Source organism: Streptomyces sp. NPDC041108, from assembly GCF_055592645.1.
Map to the genome: position 1 here is coordinate 15,847 of NZ_JBVIYK010000025.1, position 18,603 is coordinate 34,449.

The window sequence follows — 18,603 nt, forward strand, 5'->3', positions numbered from 1 at the left end:
TGCTCCGCTGCTGGACACACTCCGGGGACAACCGGCGATGCGACCTGGCCTTGCAGGTCCGCTGGTTCTCCTACCGGGCGGCGCCCACGTCCTTTGCGCTCGCCGGTGGCCTTTTGCGTGACGGGGCGCCGTCGTCGAGGTACCTGAGGGTGACCTCGGCTGCGGCGAGGTCCTGCACCCCGAGGCCGATGAGTTTGCAGACAGTGATCTCGGCGTTGTCCGACCGGCCGGGTGCGGTCCGTGCCAGGACCTCTCCGAGCTCTGCATGCTCCGCGGCGTCCATTCCTGCTCGCGCCAGGTCCCCGTGGATGCCGGCCAGTTCACGGCTGTCGACGACGATCCGATCGGCTTTCAGCAGGCAGTCGGGAGACAGTTCGGCCTTGGAAGGATCGTCGGCACCGACTGCGGTGATGTGCATGCCTGGCGTGAGCCACGCGCTTTCGACCAGCGGTTCTGTGCTGGCGGTTGCGGTGACCAGGACGTCGGCCCCTTGGCAGGCCTCTCGGGCATCGGCCGCGGCCCTCACGTGCAGTTCAGGGTGGCGGGCCATGACAGCGGCTGTCAGGCGCAGCACGTGGTCGGGGTTGCGTCCCCACACGCGTACCTCCCGCAGGGGAAGTTCATGGGCGGCCGCCAGGATTTGCAAATAAGCTTGGACACCGGTGCCCAGGACGGCGAGCACGGCAGAATCCGGTCGGGCCAGGGTACGTGCGGCAAGGGCGCCCGCAGCAGCGGTACGGATGTCGGAGATGTGGTGCTCGTCCTCCAGCAGCATCCGCAGATCACCGGTCTGGGCGTCGAAGACGGCGATAATGCCGGATGCCGGCGTACCGCCGCGCCGGGATCGCTCGAGGAACCATGTCGCCACCTTCACGGTGAACACGGGGCGCCCGGGCAGCCAGGCCGACTTCACGTGGACGTCGCCGTCCCGCCCGGCCGGTGCGAAGACCACTACCGGAGAGTCGCCCATGCCCCGGCTGTAGTCGGCGAGCGCCTGGGCCACCGGTTCCAGGACGTCTTCGTATCCGACTGCGGCCCGGATGGCGTCAGGGCCGACGTGGGGCAGTGCGGAGGGGCTCATGCGGGCAGCTCCCTCAGATGCCCTTCAGCAACGAACGCCACTTCGCCGCCCACCGTGACGGAGCGGATGTCCTGCCCTTCGCCGTGTGCGCTGATCGTCATCTGGCTGGCGCGGCCGGTGAGGCGCCCCTGGTGCAGGGTGACGCTCTCCCCGTTGCCGATCCGGCCGTGTCGGCGCAGGTAGGCGGCGGCACAACCGGCGCCGGAACCGGTGGCCACGTCCTCCAGGACGCCGTCGTTGTTCCAGTGACGTCCTTCCAGTGTGGTGGCGTCGAGCAGGTAGGCGAACTGTGCACCATGCGCAGCGAGGGGGGCTTCGAGGTCCTGGGTGATCCGGGCGCGTTCCAGCGCGTCGCCACGCACAGGAACCATGAGGTACCGAAGTCCTGTGGAGAGCACTTCCGCAGGAAGGTCCGGATCCAGGTCGTCGGCGTCCAAGGAGAACCAGGCGGCCAGCTCGGCGATGTCGGGGCGGCCGAGGAATGCGGCGGGGCCCTGGTCGAGAACGGCGCTGTAGCGGCCCGCTGCTCGGCGTCGGGTGGTGACGTCGACCGTTCGGGCCTTGAGCTTCAGGCACCAGGTCTCGGTGTCATCGCCACCGTGCAGCGCGTGCAGGACACATGCTGCCCCGATGAGAGGGTGGCCGGCGAAGTCGAGTTCCCCGGCAAGGTCGAAGACGCGCGCATGCCAGCTCCGGTCACTGGCGGGGTCCCGGGCCAGGAAGACCGACTCGAAGTGGCGCATCTCCTGGGTGATGTGCACCATCTGCTCCGCGCTGAGCTGTGCGGAGTCCGGGAACACCGCCAGGCTGTTGCCGCTGTACGGCCGGCTGCTGAAGACGTCAACGTGTAGGTAGCGCATGTTTCGGACAGTACGGTCTGTCGCAGGTACAAGGAACCGGCAACTTTCATCGGGCGGATATAACCTGTGCTTATGGGGCCGGATCTTGAGACATCGCTCCTGCGGGCCTTTGTCAGCTGCGTCCGTTCGGGGAGCATCAGCAGGGCTGCGAACGTGCTGGGGCACAGCCAGCCGGCGCTCAGCGGACAGCTGAGGAAACTCGAACGCGCCGTCGGTCAACCGCTGCTGCACCGGTCTGCCACAGGTGTGTCGCTGACCAGAGCCGGGGAGGCTCTGCTGCCGTACGCGGAACGCATCCTTACCCTGTCGGCACAGGCTATGAGGGCCACCGGGGAGACCGTGGCCGGGCACTGCGGCGTAGGTCTGATCGAGGACCTCGCCGCTGCTCCGCTCGCACAGGCCTTGGCCGACTTCGGCCGGATGCATCCGCAGGCGACGCTGGAACTGGTCAGCGCGCCCGGCCCGGCAATGAGAAGGGCCTTCACGACCAACCGCATCCACCTGGCGCTGTGTGACCCGGCGTATCTGCCCGAACCTCCGCGCTGGACCGTGCGGCTGCCCCTCGTCTGGGCCGCCGGGCCTGAGGTGGACCTCAGCCTGGACCCGCTGCCGCTCGTGCTGTTCTCCCAGCCGTGCCGCTGGCGCATGCCGGTACTCGACGCTCTGAAAGACAGCGGACGTGACTGGCGTATCGCCTTTGAGAGCACCGGCCTGGCCGGCGTGCAGAGCGCGGTTCGCGCCGGGCTGGGCGCCGCGGCCCTTCTTCCCGCCCAGGTCGAGTCCGGCATGGCGGCGCGCGGCTTGCCCGAACTGCCCGACGTAGAACTCGGAATGGTCCGACGTCCGGGAACCGAGGGCGATCTCCTTGTCGACGCGGTCGAAGAACTCCTGAAGAGCCTGATCTGACGCAACGCACGAGAGGAAGCGGTGTCTGGGCAGCTTTTCGGGCGCAGTCACGACTGCGGCCTGCCTCCACCCCGAGGACGGGCTGCCTCCGGGCAGGCAGACGTCGCCTTGGTCAGCGGCGACACCGTGGCCGCCGCGACGTACCTGCAGTTCGGCGAGCGGCTGCCCGGCCAGGCGGTGGGCCCGCGCCGGCGTACTCACCGGCCTGCACAGCGGTGCTCTGCGGCGATCAGGAGCCGGCCAACCACCGATGGGACGTCTGAGAGGCGGGTGACGCCCGCGGCACCGCCGTCTCCGGCCGGCCCGCTTGCGCAGCGCTGTGCTCTGTGTGCCTGCGGGTTTCGGCGGGCCGGATGCCGAGGACGCGCAATCCGTCGTGGTGATGCAGCAGGCGCTGGACGAGGGGACCGCAGCGGGCTTCGCCGGGCATCCGGCCGTACGGGCGGCGCCGGGGGCTGTGCCGGCCCGAGAGGGCCGCTTCGACGAGGCTGCGACCTGCTGCTCGATCTGCGGTCGTCGCCGCACCACCGCAAGGCGTGGCCGCCGTCGCTGATGCGGCAGGGCGCTCCGGCACGCTGACGATCACCCCTCGTCGAAGCCGGCCGCGGGCAGGACTGCGACCCGGGTCATGCGCGAGGTCCGTCCGCTCGCCGACGCCGTCGAGCGCGACGGGCGGGAGACGAGCACGCCGGGGCTGGCTCCGCTGCGCATCGCCCAGGCCAGGCGCAGCTACCACAACGCCGGAGGCGTCCGCCGTCCTGCTGCGCCGCGCCGTCCCTCCCGCCGAACTGCACCCGTGGCCGGCTGTGCTCCTCCTCGGCAGGACTCCTGGCCGGGCACTGAGCGCTGCGGCATTTCGAAAGCCAGTGGGTGATGGCCGTGCTGTCTGCAGCGACAGCACGGCCATCCTTTCCAGCGGCGGTCTCGTCCCCACGGGCCGCCGCTTTCCGGGGCGCGCCGCGAGCAGACGATGCCCGGGCGGGTGCGGTGGCGCCGACCGCACCGCACAGAGGCCCCGAATCCCTTTCGGATCGTCCCTGGCTCAGACGGGGATCAGTCCGCGGTCCTCGTCCGAACCGCCCGGGCTCTGGGACAGTTCCTTGCCGAGCTGCTCGCCCTCCACATCGACGTTGGGCAGACTCCGCTCCAGCCGGCGCGGCAGCCACCAGGCCCGCCGGCCCAGCAGAGCCAGCACGGCCGGAACGATCGCCATGCGGACCACGAAGGCGTCGAAGAACACCGCGATCGCGAGTCCGAAACCGATCATCTTGATCATCTGCTCGCTGGAACCGATGAAGCCCGCGAAGACCGCGATCATGATGACCGCCGCCGCGATCACCACGCGGGCGCTGTGACGGAAGCCGGTGACGATGGCGTCTCCGGGCTGCTGGCCGTGGACGAAGGCTTCTCGCATCCGTGTGACCAGGAAGACTTCGTAGTCCATGGCGAGGCCGAAGACCACGCCGATCATGAAGATCGGCATCATCGACATGACCGGGCCGGTCTGCTCGACGCCGAACAGCGAGCCGAGCCAGCCCCACTGGAAGACGGCCACGACGGCGCCGAGCGCGGCGACGACCGAGAGCAGGAAGCCGAGCGCTGCCTTGAGCGGCACGAGCAGCGAGCGGAACACCACCATCAGCAGGAGGAAGGCGAGGCCGACGACCAGCGCCAGATAGGGCAGCAGTGCGTCGCTCATCTTCTGCGAGAAGTCGGTGTTCAGCGCGGTCGCACCGGTGACGTAGACGTGGTCGCTGCTCTTGTCCCGGATCTCGTGGACCAGGTCCTCGGTGGCCAGCGAGGACGGCCGGTCCTTCGGGATGACCGTGATCACGGCTGTGTCGCCGGCCTTGTTGAGGGTCGGCTCGGTGACGGCGGCCGCGCCGTGGAGATTCCGGATGAGCCTGATCGTCCGGTCGGCCTCGGCTTTGTCGCCGTCGACGACGACCGTCAGCGGTCCGTTGAAGCCGGGGCCGAAGCCGTCGGAGAGCAGGTCGTAGGCCTTGCGCTGGGTGGTGTGGACGGGCTGCGAGCCGTCGTCGGGCAGGCCGACCTCCAGCGAGGCGGCCGGTAGGGCGATCGAGCCGAGGCCGACGACGCCGATGAGCAGGACGGCGACCGGGTGGCGGAGCACCAGACGCGCCCAGCGGGTGCCCATGTTCGGCTGGTGCGCGACGGCCCTGCCCCGGCGGGCCTTGCGTCCCAGGACGCGGTCCCCGGCGAAGCCCAGCAGGGCCGGAATCAGGGTGAGAGCGATGAGCACCGCGATGACGACGGTGCCGGCCGCGGCGACGCCCATCTTGGTGAGCAGGGGGATGTTGACGACGGCCAGGCCCACCAGGGCGATGACCACGGTCAGGCCGGCGAACACCACGGCCGAGCCCGCAGTGCCGGCGGCCCGTCCGGCGGCCTCCTCCTTCTCGCGTCCCTCGGTGAGTTCTGAGCGGTAGCGGGAGACGATGAACAGCGCGTAGTCGATGCCGACCGCGAGGCCGATCATCATGGCGAGCGTCGAGGTGGTCGTGCCCAGGTCGAGGGCGGCGGCCAGTCCCGTGATCGTGGAGATGCCGATGCCCACGCCGACGAGCGCGGTGAGCAGCGGCAGACCCGCGGCGATCAGCGACCCGAAGGTGACGACCAGGACCACCCCGGCGATCACCACGCCGATGATCTCCCCGGCACCCGTCTCCGGCGTGGCCTGCAGCGCGTCGCCGCCGATCTCGACGGTGAGCCCGTCGTGCCGGGCCTGTACGCCGGCCTTCTTCAGGGCGTGGAGGGTGTCGTCGGTGAGTTCCATGGAACCGACCCGGTAGGTGACGGACACGTACGCCGTCGAGCCGTCCTTCGACACAGCCTGCGTCGTGTACGGGTCGGTGACGGAGGCGACCTGTCGGGAGCCGGACTTCAGCGCGGCGACCACGCCGGTGACCTCGGCCCTGGAACCGGGGTCCGTCATCTTCGCGCCGGCGGGCGCCTTGAAGACGATGCGGGCGGTGGCACCGTCGGCGCTGCCACCGGGGAAACGCTCCTCCAGCAGGTCGAAGGCATTTTGGGCCTCCGTGCCGGGAACGGAGAAGGACGACGAGGTGGCCGCCGGCGCGGACGCCGCGGCGAAGCCGGCGAGCGCCAGGAGGGCCACCCAGATGAGGGCTACCAGCCTGCGGCGACGGAAGGCCAGCCGCCCGAGTCTGTAGAGAAACGAGGCCACGAGGGCTCCCTGTTCATTGAGGGGGACGAGAGGAACAGGGTCGGCCTGCCTCCTTGACCACTCAGGTCAGAGAACTGCGCCGCACCTCAGGTGCGGGTCCTCTCAGGTACTCATCGTCCTTGCGGCTCCGAGCCCCTCACATGAGTAAACGATGCCCATAAATCCCCGCTGGGTGCGGCAGGTTCGCCAGGGGACGTGAGGGCGGGTGAGTGGGCCGCATGGCTGGCTGAAGAGAAAGAAATCGGGGCGGTGGGTCCGCCGATGGCCGGAGCAGAGCAGACGGGAGCAAGTCGTCTGCGGGGAGGTCGGCCAGGGAGGTGCAGGACGGCGTCGAGGGCGGCGTCGAAGAGGTGGGACCTGTTTCGGTAGTAGCGCATGACCCTTGAGGGGTCGATGTCGGCGTCAGCGGCGATGGCGCGGATCGCATAGCGCTCGTACCCCTGGGCGGCGAAGCGTCGCCGGGCGGCTTTCGGTATGGCGACCCGGTGCGGTCGGAGCGCCGGGGGCAGCGGGTTTTCCGGCCTCCTGCACATCGCCAACAGGCGTAGGCCAACTGGCGTTGACTTTCCGGCCTGGGGTGGGCATTCTGTCAACAAGTGATGGCCAACGCTTGTTGGCATCTGCTCTGCGCCCGGCCCGGAGACCGAGGTGCCCCCGGCCCGGAAGGACAACCGCCATGAAACCGCTGCTCCCCTCGAAGCCCGGTACGGCGTACGAGGCGCAGCACACCGGCCGGACGGAAGCCGCCATGGACGAGGCACGCCGGACCGCAGCCGCTCCCGGCCCGCTCACCTCCTTCTCCCGGTTCGTCCTGTGCGGCGGCGGTGTCGGACTCGCTTCCGGCCCGGCCGTGGCACTGCTGGCCACGCTGATGCCCTGGGCGTCGGCGAACGCACTGGTCACCGCAGGTTCCACCATCCTCTGCACAGAACTCCACGCGCGCTTCACCTTCAAGGCCGGGCGGCGTGCCGGATGGCGCCGGCACTGGCAGTCCGCCGGGTCGGCCCTGGCCGCCTACGCGGTGACTTGCGCGGCGATGTTCATCCTGCACCTCATGCAGCCATCGGCCGGGACGCTGAGCGAGCAGGCCGTCTACCTCAGTGCTTCAGGGCTCGCCGGAATCGGGCGATTCCTCGTTCTGCGCCTGGTCGTCTTCGCCGGCAGTTCGACCACGGTTCAGGAGAGCAGCCCGGCGGGGGCTCAGGAAGCGAGCGAGGTCGCGTCCTGGTCCATCGCGACTTCGCCATGGCCGAAGACCCCGCAGTCAGTGAGCGAGCGAGTCACCTCGCGTGGTTCGAGGGCGGCGGCAACGATGCCGACCGCTCGGGGCCGGGCTGCGGCTGGACGGTCAGGTCGGTCTGCGTCCGTGCCCCGACCGCGTCACAGCCCTGTTCGCCCGTGCGGTGCCCCTGCCGGCGCGGGGCGGTGAGGTGCATCGGCGCTGTCCTCCTGGCGGCGCATGCCTGAAAGCAGGGTGCTGCCGCCGGACAGGCCGATGACGGGCAGGCGGTGTGGTGCAGGCCGTCGGCCGGGAGGGGGCGGGCTTCCTCACATCCGACGGCGCTTCCCCGCCGAGTTGCAGCCGACGGCATGGACCTGGACGGGTGGACGGCCGGACGCCGATGGCGAGTTCGGCGCACTCCACCGGCTGACCCATCCGCCCGGTTGTGATCGCAGATGATCTGGTTCGGCCTGCCCGTTGAAAGGACCAGCGTCAGAGAGACGGGCATTCGTCCGGCCGAGTCGCTGTGCGAGGGGGCCACCCGAGTGTCTTGATCGGTTTCGTGGAGGTGGCCGGCGTGCCGGGTCCGGCCCCCGGCGTGAACCGGCTGACAGCCGGACGCCGAGGTCATCACGCATGTCGGTGGATGTCTCAGGTCCTTGTTTCCTCGAAGGCCAGTACGTCGTGGCCGGTGTCCCAGAGCAGGGTCAGCAGGGCGCGCACCGATGCCTGGTCGATGTTTTCGACGATCAGCACGGTCCCGTCCTCGCCAGGCGTGGACACGTGGTCGAACCTGGTCCGGATCACGTCCAGCAGGGTGCGGGCGATCGGTGCGCGCAGGGTCAGCTCGTAGCGGGTGGGGGCCATGCCGTACAGGAAACCCGTCGCCCGTGTGTGCGCGCACCACCCGCTCGGGAAAGGTACCCGGGGTGGGATCAGATCAGGCCGAGTTCGCGTGCCACTTTGACGGCGTCCTGCCGGGAGGCCACGCCGAGCTTGCGGTAGAGGCTCTTGTTGTATGCCTTGACCGTGTTGATCGACAGGAACAGCGCTGCGCCGATCTCCCGCTGGGTCGCCGATCCCTGCAGGGCCCGCAGGATCGACAGCTCCCTGTCGGTCAGTTCCTCCACGAGAGCACCCGAGCGTAGGGCGGTGCGGGTGCCGACCCGGCCCAGCCGCGTTTCGGCCTGCTCGAGGCGCCGAACCGCGAAGGCACTCACCGGCTCCTCCTCCACGACCTCGCGGGCCCGCGCCAGTGCGGTGCGGGCGGCGGAGCGGTTACCGCAGGCGAGTTCGGCGTCGGCGAGGTACAGCAGGCCGAGGAACAGCGTCGTCGGCCGCGGGTGGAATTCGGCGAGCTCGACGGCGCGGCGCAGCAGGACCGCGGCCCCCTCCACATCGGCATGCAGGTAGCCGCGTCGGCCGGCGGCGATACGCAGCGCGGCGAGCCCTGGCGTGCTGGCCTCCCGCCCGCCGCGCTCGACGGCGTCGGCGAGCGGAGCGGCCTCGCGCAGGACCCGGTCGCAGTCTTCGCCGCGGCCGGCCTCGACAAGGCTGACCGTCAGCATGCCCGCTACGGCCATCACAGTCCACAGTGGCAACGAGTCGCGGTGGCGCTGCTGCCACACGTCGAGCAGCAGGGTCGCGGCCTCGTCGAAACGGCCGTCGCGAGCCAGCACGCCACCGAGTGTTGCGGGCACGTGAGGGTGCGCGGTGACATCGCCGACGGTTTCCAGTTCGAGAGCCTGCTGCACCATGACGACGGATTGCGCGGCCTGGGCATCCGACATGCCGAAGCCCGCACGCACGGTGAGCACGGCACTGCGGAAGCTGCGCCAACCGGTCATGACGGTCTCTGCGGTGCCCCGGACTTCACAGGCGTCCAGCCAGTGGTTCACACGGGCCTGATCGCCACAGAGCGCCGCCGCGAAGGCCAGCGAATAAGCCAGCACCGGGCCGACCGCCCGGCTGCGCAGCCGCTCACCGAACCGCAGGTAGCTCGCGGCGTCCCCGTGCGCAAAGAACCAAGTTTCCGCGTTGCGCAGCATCAGCTCGGCGGCGTCGTCGTCGCGGCCGGCGCGCAGCAGGTGGTGCACCGCATCGTCGATCCGGTTCTCTTCGGTGAACCAGGCCGCGGCATGGCCGAGGACCTCCCGCGGGTCTGTGGTGGCCTCGTGTGCCAGGACGTCCCGGAGCAGGTGATGGCAGCGGTACCACTGTTGTTCGTCGTCCAGGGCGGCCACGAAAAGATCCGCCCTGACGAGATCGGACAGCACCTGGGCTGATCCGGTCACCTGCAGTGCGGCGTCACACAGCGGACCGGAGAGCCGTTCGAGTGGCGCGGCCCGCACGAGGAGGTCGCGGTGGCTCGGCGCCAGGCCCGGGAGTACCTCGGCTGCGAAGTAATCCACCAGATGCCGGTCATCGGCCTGGGCTTTCGCCGGGTTCGCGCGCAGTGCGAGGGCGGCCAGCTGCAGGCCTGCCGCCCAGCCCTCGGTCCGTTCCCATACGGCTGTCGCCGCGGTCTCGTCGAGGTCGTGCCCTGACACCGCCGACACCAGGGCCGTCGCCTCCTCGGGGGAGAACCGCAGTTGTGCCGCGCGCAGTTCGGTCAGGTCGCCGCGGGCCCGAAGCCGGGCGATCGGCAGTGGCGGGTCCGTGCGTGCGGCGATCACGATCCGCAGTGAGGCGGGCAGGTAGGTGATCAGGTATTCGAGCGCCTCGTGGATTCGTGGGTCGGTGAGCAGGTGGTAGTCGTCGAGCACGAGTACATGCGGTGTCTCGGATGCGGCCAGCTCGTTCAGCAGCATCGGCAGCGCGAGGTCGATCGGGGGGACGCCGGCCGCGTCCAACGCTTGGAGGAGGCCTGTGCTGATCGCGTCGCCGGCGTTGTGCAGGGCGGTGAGTACGTAGCTCCAGAACCGGACAGGTTCGTCGTCGCTCTCGTCGAGCGAGACCCACGCGATGCGACGCTTCTCTTCGGGGCCCGCCGCCCAGCCGCTGAGCAGGCTCGTCTTGCCCCAGCCGGCGGGCGCCACCACCACGGTCAGCCGGGTCTCGGCGAGACGCAACTGCCGCTGCAGGCGTTCGCGCGGGACCGCGCCGGCCCGCGCCGGGGGAATCACCTGTTTCACCGTGAGCAGTGGCCGTGCAGGCCTGTCCGATGTCACGACTCTCCCGACCTGCGGCCAGGCACCGCAATCCGGCGCCGATTCTGCCAGTTCGGGCACCCCGGGTATACCTTGGGGCGGGGTGGTGCGCGAGCACCCTGTCCGACGCGATTGTCCTGCCGCAACCCGGGGCCGCGCGACAGGAGAGACGCCATGGCCACGAACACCGTCCCAGACGAACACCCGGAAATAGCCCTGACCCGCAGGGACGGGCTGAAGCTGGCCGGCCCGGGCATCGGCTCGGCAGCCACCCTCATGGCCGCCGTGAGCCTGCTGCCGATGTCCGCGGCGATGACCCAGCCTCCGCCTCAGCCCTCGCCCGGTCGCCCGGCGAGGTGCCCACGGCCTTTGGACCGGCGGCCTCCTCCTGATCGCCACCGCCTGGTCGTGCCGGCCCAGCTCGACGCCGACAGCTCGTACTGGCTGAGATTCAGGCCGGCAGACGCGCCCGTGACATCGGACCCACCTGAGCATTCCTGAGCGCAGATCGCTTTCGCACCTTGCTTTGAGGCCGGCCGCTCTCGGGTGAAACCGACGGTCGGTGATGGTCGAGAAATGCCAGCCCTGCAGCGCCACGCGTTCTACAGCAAAGAAGGCAGAGCAATGCCGTGGAGTGAGATGGAGTGGTTGCGCGCCGCCGCCTGCGCGGGCGAGGACCCCGAGCTGTTCTTCCCCGTGAGCACGACCGGGCCGGCGCTGCGGGAGGCCGCCGCCGCCAAACGTGTCTGCGCCCGCTGCCCGGTGAGCTTCGAGTGCCTGTCCTACGCCCTCGGCACCGCACAGACGTCGGGCGTGTGGGGCGGAACCGGCGAGGAAGAACGCACGGAGCTGCTCCGAACCGCCGGGTACGACGCGACGAGGAGGAGTCTCGGCCGAACCGGACTGGGACGCACCGGGTCCCTTCCAACCTCCGGGGTGGGCTAGGCAGCAGACGGATGACCCCCGGTAGCAGGGGTCTCGCGGCTGGTGAGGCGGCCGTCGGTGTGCTCTGCCGGCCGTTGCACGAGCGGTCCGCCCGCAGTCCGTGCACCTCGGCGCCACCCACCAGCCATCCCTCGATCCCGTGCCGCGCCGCGCCGGAGGTCCCCGGCCCTCTCAGCGCCAACGAATGTGGGCCAACGGGTGTTGACTCTCGCCGAGAATTCGAGCATCCTGTCAACGAGTGTAGGCCAACGCCTGTTGACTTGCTTCCCGGATCAGAAACGGAAGGCTCCGCCATGAACGCCACCGCACTTCCCGCCCGCACCGAAGTCGCCGTCGTCGGCGCCGGACCGGCCGGTCTCGCACTCGCCGTCACGCTCGCTTCCGCAGGCATCGACTTCGTTGTCCTGGACAAGCTGGCAGAGGGCGCCAACACTTCGCGCGCCGCCGTTGTGCATGCCCGCACGCTGGAGGTCCTGGACGAGCTGGGAGCCTCAGAGGAGCTGATCGCGCGAGGCGTCAAGGTCACCCGGTTCGCCGTCCGCGACGGCGCGCGCCGACTGCTGACAGTGCCGTTCGACAAGCTGCCCACGCCCCATCCGTACACGCTGATGGTCCCGCAGTACGAGACCGAGAGCGTGCTGCTGGACCGGCTGCGCGCACTCGGCGGCGACGTGCACCGCCCCTACGAGGTCGCGTCCGTCGTCCAGGACGACGACGGCGTGACACTCACCATGACCACAGGCGAGACTCTGCGCGCCGCCAACGCCGTCGGCGCCGACGGCATGCACAGCACCGTGCGTGAGGCGGCAGGTATCGGATTCACCGGCAACGCCTACGCCGAGTCCTTCGTGCTCGCCGACGTGGTGATGGACTGGGTCCCGGGACCGGACGAAGTCTCGCTGACCTTCGGCACCTTGGGGCTCGCCGTCGTCGCCCCGCTTCCCGGCGGCCACTACCGGGTCGTCGCCACCGTGGACGACGCGCCCGCCGCACCGGGCCTCGACTTCGTCCAGAAGCTGCTCGACGAGCGCGCCCCCGGCCAGGCCCAGGTCACCGGTATGGCATGGTCGTCACGGTTCCGGGTGCACCACCGAGTAGCCGACCACTACCGCGCCGGCCGTCTGCTGCTGGCCGGCGACGCCGCGCATGTGCACAGCCCCGCAGGCGGTCAGGGGATGAACACCGGCATCCAGGACGGCTACGCCCTGGGCCGGGCGTTCGCCACCGGCCGCCTCGACGGCTATGAGGCGCAACGCCGCCCCGTGGCCCAGCGGGTGGTCGCCTTCACCCACCGCATGACCCGCGTGGCCACCACGCGCAGCTCCGTGGCCCGCGGTGTCCGCAACCTCGCACTGCCTCTGCTGGGGCATACCCCGGTGCCCAGGAAGCTCGCCACCGAGCTTGCCGAGCTCAACTACCGCTAGACATCGCCCTCCTCGCCGCCGCGCACGGTGAACGGGCTGCGCCGACGCGCCGGCACCAGAAGGAACGTGCGCCGCACCGAGCAGCCGTCCCGCGTGCCCACAAACCCGTAGCGGCATCGGCGGACACCGGGAAGCGAGTGGTGCCCCACTGCCGTTCGGGTCGGCGAAGTCCTTCTCACCCGCATGCCGCCCGCCGGTATGTCGTGGGACTCCCGCCGCGGCAGGTCCGCCGCGGGACGTCTCCGACCGTCACCGCCTCAAAAACCAGCACCTCGTGGCCGGCATCCCGGAGCAGGTTCAGCAGAGCGCGGACCGATGCCTGATCCATGGCTTCGGCGACCAGCACGGTGCCGTCCGTGCCGGGCGTGGACACGTGGTCAAACCGCGTCAGGATCACGTCCAGCAGGGAGTGGGCGATCGGTCCGCGCAGCGTCAGCTCGAAACGGGTTTGGGTCATGCCGTCCAGAAAACCCTGTGGTCCGGGTGCCCGAACACCACCGGCTGGGAAAAGAGCACCCCGGGTAGCCTCAGATCAGGCCAAGACCGCGCGCAGCTACGACAGCGTCGTGCCGGGAAGCGACGCCGAGCTTGCGGTAGAGGCTCTTGTTGTATGCCTTGACCGTGTTGATCGACAGGAACAGCGCTGCGCCGATCTCCCGCTGGGTCGCCGGCCCCTGCAGGGCCCGCAGGATCGACAGCTCCCTGTCGGTGAGCTCCTCCACAAGAGCACCCGAGCGTACGGCGGTGCGGGCGCCGACCCGGCCCAGCCGCGCTTCGCTCTCCTCGAGCCGCCGCCTCGCGTAGGCGCTCACCGGCTCCTCGTCCACCACCTCGCGGGCCCGCGACAGCGCCGCACGGGCAGCCGGCCGGTCACCACAGGCGAGTTCGGCGTCGGCGAGGTACACCAGCCCGAGGAACAGTACGGTCGGACGCGGGTGCAGTTCGGCGAGGGTGACGGCGCGGCGCAGCAGGACGGCGGCCGCCTCCATGTCGGCGGTCTGGTAGCTGCGCCTGGCCTGGGCGATGCGCAGCGGCGCCAGTCCCGGCGTGCTTGTCTCCCGCCCGTCGCGTTCGACGGCGTCGGCGAGCGGACGGGCCTCGCGCAGGACCCGGTCGCAGTCTTCGCCGCGGCCGGCTTCGGCGAGGCTGATCGTCAGCGTGCCGGCGCCCTGAAGCATCAGCGACGGCGGCCACGCCTTGCGGTGGGTCGGTGACGACCACAGGTCGAGTATGAGGGTCGCGGCCTCCTCGAAGCGGCCGTCGCGAGCCAGCATGGCTCCCAGTGCCGCCTGAGTAGTCGGATGCCCGGCGGTGCCTGCCTCGGTTTCTTCGTCCAGCGCCTGCTGCACCATGACGACGGATTGCGCGGCCTGGGCATCCGGCATGCCGAAGCCCGCCCGCACGCAGAGCACGGCGCTGCGGAAGCTGTGCCAGCCGGGGACGGTGGTGTCGGGGGTGCCACCCGCCTCGCAGACGTCCAGCCAGCGGTTGACCCGCTCCTGATCGCCGCAGAGAGCCGCCGTGTAGGCCAGTGAAAACGCCAGCGCCGGATCCACCGACCGGCCGGGCAGCCGCTCGCCGAACTGCAGGTAGGTCGCCGCGGCCCCGCGGGGGAAGAACCAGGTTTCCGCGTTGCGCAGCATCAGCTCGGCGGCGTCGTCGTCGCGGCCGGCGCGCAGCAGGTGGTGCACCGCATCGTCGATCCGGTTCTCTTCGGTGAACCAGGCCGCGGCATGGCCGAGGACCTCCCGCGGGTCTGTGGTGGCCTCGTGTGCCAGGACGTCCCGGAGCAGGTGATGGCAGCGGTACCACTGTTGTTCGTCGTCCAGGGCGGCCACGAAAAGATCCGCCCTGACGAGATCGGACAGCACCTGGGCTGATCCGGTCACCTGCAGTGCGGCGTCACACAGCGGACCGGAGAGCCGTTCGAGTGGCGCGGCCCGCACGAGGAGGTCACGTTGCCTGGGCTCGAGGCCCGGGAGTACCTCGGCTGCGAAGTAGTCCACCAGATGCCGGTCATCGGCCTGGGCTTTCGCCGGGTCCGCGCGCAGCGCGAGAGCAGCCAGCTGCAGACCCGCCGCCCACCCTTCCGTCCGCTCCCACACACCTGCCGCGGCCGCGCCGTCGAGGTCGTGCCCTGACACCGCCGACACCAGGGCCGTCGCCTCCTCGGGGGAGAACCGCAGTTGTGCCGCGCGCAGTTCGGTCAGGTCGCCGCGGGCCCGAAGCCGGGCGATCGGCAGTGGCGGGTCCGTGCGTGCGGCGATCACGATCCGCAGTGAGGCGGGCAGGTAGGTGATCAGGTATTCGAGCGCCTCGTGGATTCGTGGGTCGGTGAGCAGGTGGTAGTCGTCGAGCACGAGTACATGCGGTGTCTCGGATGCGGCCAGCTCGTTCAGCAGCATCGGCAGCGCGAGGTCGACCGGAGCGACAGCGGCCGCGTCCAACGCTTGGAGGGGGCCTGTGCTGATCGCGTCGCCGGCGTTGTGCAGGGCGGTGAGTACGTAGCTCCAGAACCGGACAGGTTCGTCGTCGCTCTCGTCGAGCGAGACCCACGCGATGCGACGCTTCTCTTCGGGATCCGCCGCCCAGCCGCTGAGCAGGCTCGTCTTGCCCCAGCCGGCGGGCGCCACCACCACGGTCAGCCGGGTCTCGGCGAGACGCAACTGCCGCTGCAGGCGTTCGCGCGGGACCGCGCCGGCCCGCGCCGGGGGAATCACCTGTTTCACCGTGAGCAGTGGCCGCGTAGGTTTCTTCGACGTCACGACTCTCCCGACCTGCGGCGCCCAGCACCGCAATCCGGCGCCGATTCTGCCAGCTGGACCACCCCGGGTACATCTCGCGGCGGGGTGGTGCGCGAGCACCCTGTCCAACGCGATTGTCCTGCCGCAACCCGGGGCCGCGCGACAGGAGAGACGCCATGGCCACGAACACCGTCCCAGACGAACACCCGGAAATAGCCCTGACCCGCAGGGACGGGCTGAAGCTGGCCGCCCTCGGCATCGCCTCGGTAGCAACCCTCGGCGTCGGCGTCGGTGGACTCCGGGCCGCCACCAACGGCGCCTTCAGCGCCGGATCCGGCGATCCGTACGACCTGTGGCACGACTGGAGCTCGATGTCCGGCATCGAGCGGGTGGTCGCCGCCGGCATCCTGGCGTGCAACCCGCACAACACCCAGCCCTGGCGGATCTTCGTCGACGGGGACGCCATCGACGTCCACTCCGACCCCAGCAGGAGGATGCCGTTCAACGACGCGAGTGGCCGTGAACACTTCGCCGGGCTCGGCTGCGCCGTCGAGAACATGGTGATCGCCGCCGGATCGGTCGGCTTGACCGCGCAGGTCACCCTCTTCCCGCACGGCCCGGCCTCGGACCATGTCGCGCGCATCGCACTCAGGAGGCACCGCACCAGAGTGGACCGTGACCTCGCCGACGCGATCCCGCACCGACACACAAACCGCGGCCCTTACACGTCGGAGCCCGTCGACCTGGACGGATTCGCCGAGCAGAGTTCCCGCGTCGACGGAGCGAGCGTGCTGTGGATCGCCGACAGGGCGACGCGCGAGCAGTTGGGCCGGCTCTACGTGGAGGCCACCGAGGCGATCACCGCAGACTCCGCGCAGTCGAGGGAGGCCTTCAGCTGGTTCCGCAGCTCGCGCAGCAGCATCGACAAGCACCGCGACGGGCTCACCCTCGACGGCCAGGGACTCAGCCGCCTGATCCTGCTCGCAGCGAAACTCCTCCCCGCGCAGTCCCGCAAGGACGGCGACGCCTACTGGGTCAAGGCCACCCGCGAGGTGCACACCGCGACTGCCGCCGCGTACGGCGTCATCGTCGTCGACGACGTCACCGACCGAAGCGCCCAGGTCAACGGTGGACGGCTGCTGGCTCGGATGCATCTGACCGCGACCGCTCTCGGTCTTGGTCTGCATCACATGAACCAGATCACCGAGCGCATCGACCGTGATGCCGTCTCCGGTGCCCGCGACGTTTTCTCCGCTCGGTGGGCTGTCCTGCTCGGCCGTCCCGCGTCGAGCGGTCTGCTGTCCTTCCGCGTCGGTCATCCCGAGCGTGCGGCGGGCCTCAGCCCGCGTCGCAGCCTCGACGACGTCGTGAGCGGCTGACCTCTTCCGCCGGCGACGTACCGAGCCCCGCCCACCTTCCACCCGTTTCCGTTCAACAGGAGGCTTCCCATGCCCGGCTCACCCGTCTCGAACCCGGACGCCGGACCGGTACGCGCATTGCGAAGTCGACTGCGTAGCCACAGCCAACCGCCCGACAGCCACCACGACGAACGGTGCGAGGGCGCTGCCTCGCGCCGTACCAGGAAGGAACCGGCCATGACGCTGCCGCACCCTCAGCCACCTGACCAGCCCCACCCTCCGCAACTGCCCGAATCCCTTGTGGCCCTTACCCGGGCCTTCTCCCTGCTGGGCAGACGCGGGACCGGGCTGATCGTCACTATCCTTGCCAGGGGCCCGGTCGATGTCGCCCAGGTGTGCGAACGCCTCCCCGGCCTCAGCGAAGGCGTGCTCACCCGGCGGCTGCAGGAACTGACCACCTTCGGCCTCGTGACCCGAACCACCGCGCCGGACACGCCATCACGTTCCCACTACGCGCTCTCCGCCCACGGTAAGGCCCTCCTCATCCCCCTGGCCTCCTTGACCGTCTGGGCGGAGGAGCACCTCTCCGTCAACGTCCCTGGGGCCAAGGCCGGTCGCAGAAGGCAACTGAGGCACTCGGCTCAGGTGCATGGCCTCAGCCGGCGCCATGCACACGCAGCTGATCGAGGGCACGTCCGTGAAGAACGTGAAGGTGAACAGACGGCGAGGCCGACGCCGCGAGGGCTTCGTGACAGCAGGCGCGCCCGAGCCACGCTGCGAGCGTCACGCCTGAGGAACCGGTAAAGCGCCTCGACCAACTTCGCCCCCTACACCCGATCCCGCTTCACTTGAAGGAGTCAGATGCCCACGCTCGATCGTCACGACGACGTTTTCGTTCTCGACCTCGGAGACGGAGAGAATCGCTTCCACCCCGACTGGCTCGCCTCCGTCGCCGCCGCACTGAACAAGGTCGAGAAAGAGACAGGCCCGCGCGCTCTGGTAACCACCGCGACGGGAAAGTTCTACTCCAACGGCCTGGACCTGGACTGGCTGCTGGCGCACCTGGACGAGCACCCCGACTACGTCATCTCCGTCCAGGAGCTCTTCGCGCGCATGCTGTCCCTGCCGGTGATCACCATCGCGGCTCTGCAGGGACATGCCTTCGCGGCCGGAGCGATGTTCTCCCTCGCTCACGACTTCCGCATCATGCGCGCAGACCGCGGGTACTGGTGCCTGCCCGAGGCCGACATCGACATCCCCTTCACCCCTGGCATGTCCGCACTCATCCAGGCACGGCTGGGCCCGCACACCGCGCACCGGGCCATGCTCACCGCGCACCGCTACGGCGGGGCAGACGCGGTGGCCGCCGGCATCGTCGACCAGGCGGTCGCCGAGAACGAAGTGCGTACGGCGGCCATCGCACTGGCCCGGTCACAGGCGAGCAGGGCGGGGGTCACCCTCGGCACCATCAAGGCCCGCATGTACGCCCCGGCCCTGACCGCGTTGCGCGACACCACCCTTGCCCTCAGATGAAGCGCCGTACACGCCGTCGCGGCGGCCGGTGCGGGCCGCTCGGCGAAGGAAAGCGGGTCGGGGCGCACCGGCGGTGCGTCACCCGGGTGCCGCAGTGCGGTCAGCCGCGACGCGACCGCGACGTGCAGAAGCCGCAATGCGCTCCCCGCTCTCACGGCCCTGGCCGGGCACGG

At 70.1% G+C, this 18,603-nt stretch carries 14 protein-coding genes and 1 pseudogene; 7 read left to right on the forward strand and 8 right to left on the reverse strand.

The window, feature by feature from the left end; genetic code table 11:
* Positions 1-70: 70 nt before the first annotated feature.
* Entirely contained in the window at positions 71-1,081 is a 1,011-nt protein-coding gene (locus ACZ6BB_RS38685; RefSeq protein ID WP_471619788.1) for an ornithine cyclodeaminase family protein, read from the reverse strand.
* Complete coding sequence (locus ACZ6BB_RS38690) at positions 1,078-1,941, reverse strand: PhzF family phenazine biosynthesis protein (RefSeq protein ID WP_471619789.1); 864 nt, start codon at positions 1,939-1,941, stop codon at positions 1,078-1,080. The genes ACZ6BB_RS38685 and ACZ6BB_RS38690 overlap by 4 nt, the downstream gene beginning before the upstream one ends.
* 72 nt (positions 1,942-2,013) lie before the next feature.
* Between ACZ6BB_RS38690 and ACZ6BB_RS38695 the strand changes: the two genes are divergently transcribed.
* Positions 2,014-2,847 (forward strand): LysR family transcriptional regulator, encoded by an 834-nt coding sequence (locus ACZ6BB_RS38695; RefSeq protein ID WP_471619790.1) that lies wholly within the window; start codon positions 2,014-2,016, stop codon positions 2,845-2,847.
* Positions 2,848-3,889: 1,042 nt separating this feature from the next.
* Here ACZ6BB_RS38695 and ACZ6BB_RS38700 read toward each other — a convergent pair.
* Complete coding sequence (locus tag ACZ6BB_RS38700; protein WP_471619791.1) at positions 3,890-6,055, reverse strand: MMPL family transporter; 2,166 nt, start codon at positions 6,053-6,055, stop codon at positions 3,890-3,892.
* 110 nt (positions 6,056-6,165) lie between these two features.
* Complete coding sequence (locus ACZ6BB_RS38705) at positions 6,166-6,675, reverse strand: TetR family transcriptional regulator (RefSeq protein WP_471619792.1); 510 nt, start codon at positions 6,673-6,675, stop codon at positions 6,166-6,168.
* A 128-nt stretch (positions 6,676-6,803) separates the two neighbouring features.
* On the opposite strand from ACZ6BB_RS38705, the pseudogene ACZ6BB_RS38710 reads away from it, so the two are divergent.
* A pseudogene (locus tag ACZ6BB_RS38710) lies at positions 6,804-7,229 on the forward strand (GtrA family protein); the annotation flags it as partial.
* Positions 7,230-7,928: 699 nt separating this feature from the next.
* On the opposite strand, the gene ACZ6BB_RS38715 reads toward ACZ6BB_RS38710, so the two are convergent.
* Both ACZ6BB_RS38715 and ACZ6BB_RS38720 read right to left on the reverse strand, forming a co-directional pair.
* Positions 7,929-8,144 carry a hypothetical protein gene (locus tag ACZ6BB_RS38715; RefSeq protein ID WP_471619793.1) on the reverse strand — a complete coding sequence of 72 codons (216 nt, stop codon included), beginning with the start codon at positions 8,142-8,144 and terminating at the stop codon, positions 7,929-7,931.
* 68 nt (positions 8,145-8,212) lie between these two features.
* Complete coding sequence (locus ACZ6BB_RS38720) at positions 8,213-10,507, reverse strand: helix-turn-helix transcriptional regulator (protein ID WP_471619794.1); 2,295 nt, start codon at positions 10,505-10,507, stop codon at positions 8,213-8,215.
* A 558-nt stretch (positions 10,508-11,065) separates the two neighbouring features.
* On the opposite strand from ACZ6BB_RS38720, the gene ACZ6BB_RS38725 reads away from it, so the two are divergent.
* Both ACZ6BB_RS38725 and ACZ6BB_RS38730 read left to right on the forward strand, forming a co-directional pair.
* Positions 11,066-11,371: a WhiB family transcriptional regulator gene (locus tag ACZ6BB_RS38725; RefSeq protein ID WP_471619831.1), complete on the forward strand. Its 306-nt coding sequence runs from the start codon at positions 11,066-11,068 to the stop codon at positions 11,369-11,371.
* 293 nt (positions 11,372-11,664) lie between these two features.
* Positions 11,665-12,795, forward strand: coding sequence for an FAD-dependent oxidoreductase (locus ACZ6BB_RS38730; RefSeq protein WP_471619795.1), 1,131 nt, complete (start codon positions 11,665-11,667; stop codon positions 12,793-12,795).
* 175 nt (positions 12,796-12,970) lie between these two features.
* Here the strand turns inward: ACZ6BB_RS38730 and ACZ6BB_RS38735 are convergent, their stop codons facing one another.
* A complete protein-coding gene (locus ACZ6BB_RS38735; RefSeq protein WP_471619796.1) occupies positions 12,971-13,252 on the reverse strand; it encodes a hypothetical protein in 282 nt (93 codons plus the stop codon).
* A gap of 70 nt (positions 13,253-13,322) precedes the next feature.
* Positions 13,323-15,461, reverse strand: a complete 2,139-nt coding sequence (locus ACZ6BB_RS38740) for a helix-turn-helix transcriptional regulator (RefSeq protein WP_471619797.1) — start codon at positions 15,459-15,461, stop codon at positions 13,323-13,325.
* 254 nt (positions 15,462-15,715) lie between these two features.
* On the opposite strand from ACZ6BB_RS38740, the gene ACZ6BB_RS38745 reads away from it, so the two are divergent.
* The 3 genes from ACZ6BB_RS38745 (at position 15,716) to ACZ6BB_RS38755 (ending at position 18,430) form a co-directional block, all read left to right on the forward strand.
* Positions 15,716-16,918 carry an Acg family FMN-binding oxidoreductase gene (locus ACZ6BB_RS38745; RefSeq protein WP_471619798.1) on the forward strand — a complete coding sequence of 401 codons (1,203 nt, stop codon included), beginning with the start codon at positions 15,716-15,718 and terminating at the stop codon, positions 16,916-16,918.
* Between the two features lie 216 nt (positions 16,919-17,134).
* Entirely contained in the window at positions 17,135-17,701 is a 567-nt protein-coding gene (locus tag ACZ6BB_RS38750; RefSeq protein WP_471619799.1) for a winged helix-turn-helix transcriptional regulator, read from the forward strand.
* A gap of 57 nt (positions 17,702-17,758) precedes the next feature.
* Complete coding sequence (locus ACZ6BB_RS38755; RefSeq protein WP_471619800.1) at positions 17,759-18,430, forward strand: enoyl-CoA hydratase-related protein; 672 nt, start codon at positions 17,759-17,761, stop codon at positions 18,428-18,430.
* The last annotated feature ends 173 nt before the right edge of the window (positions 18,431-18,603 follow it).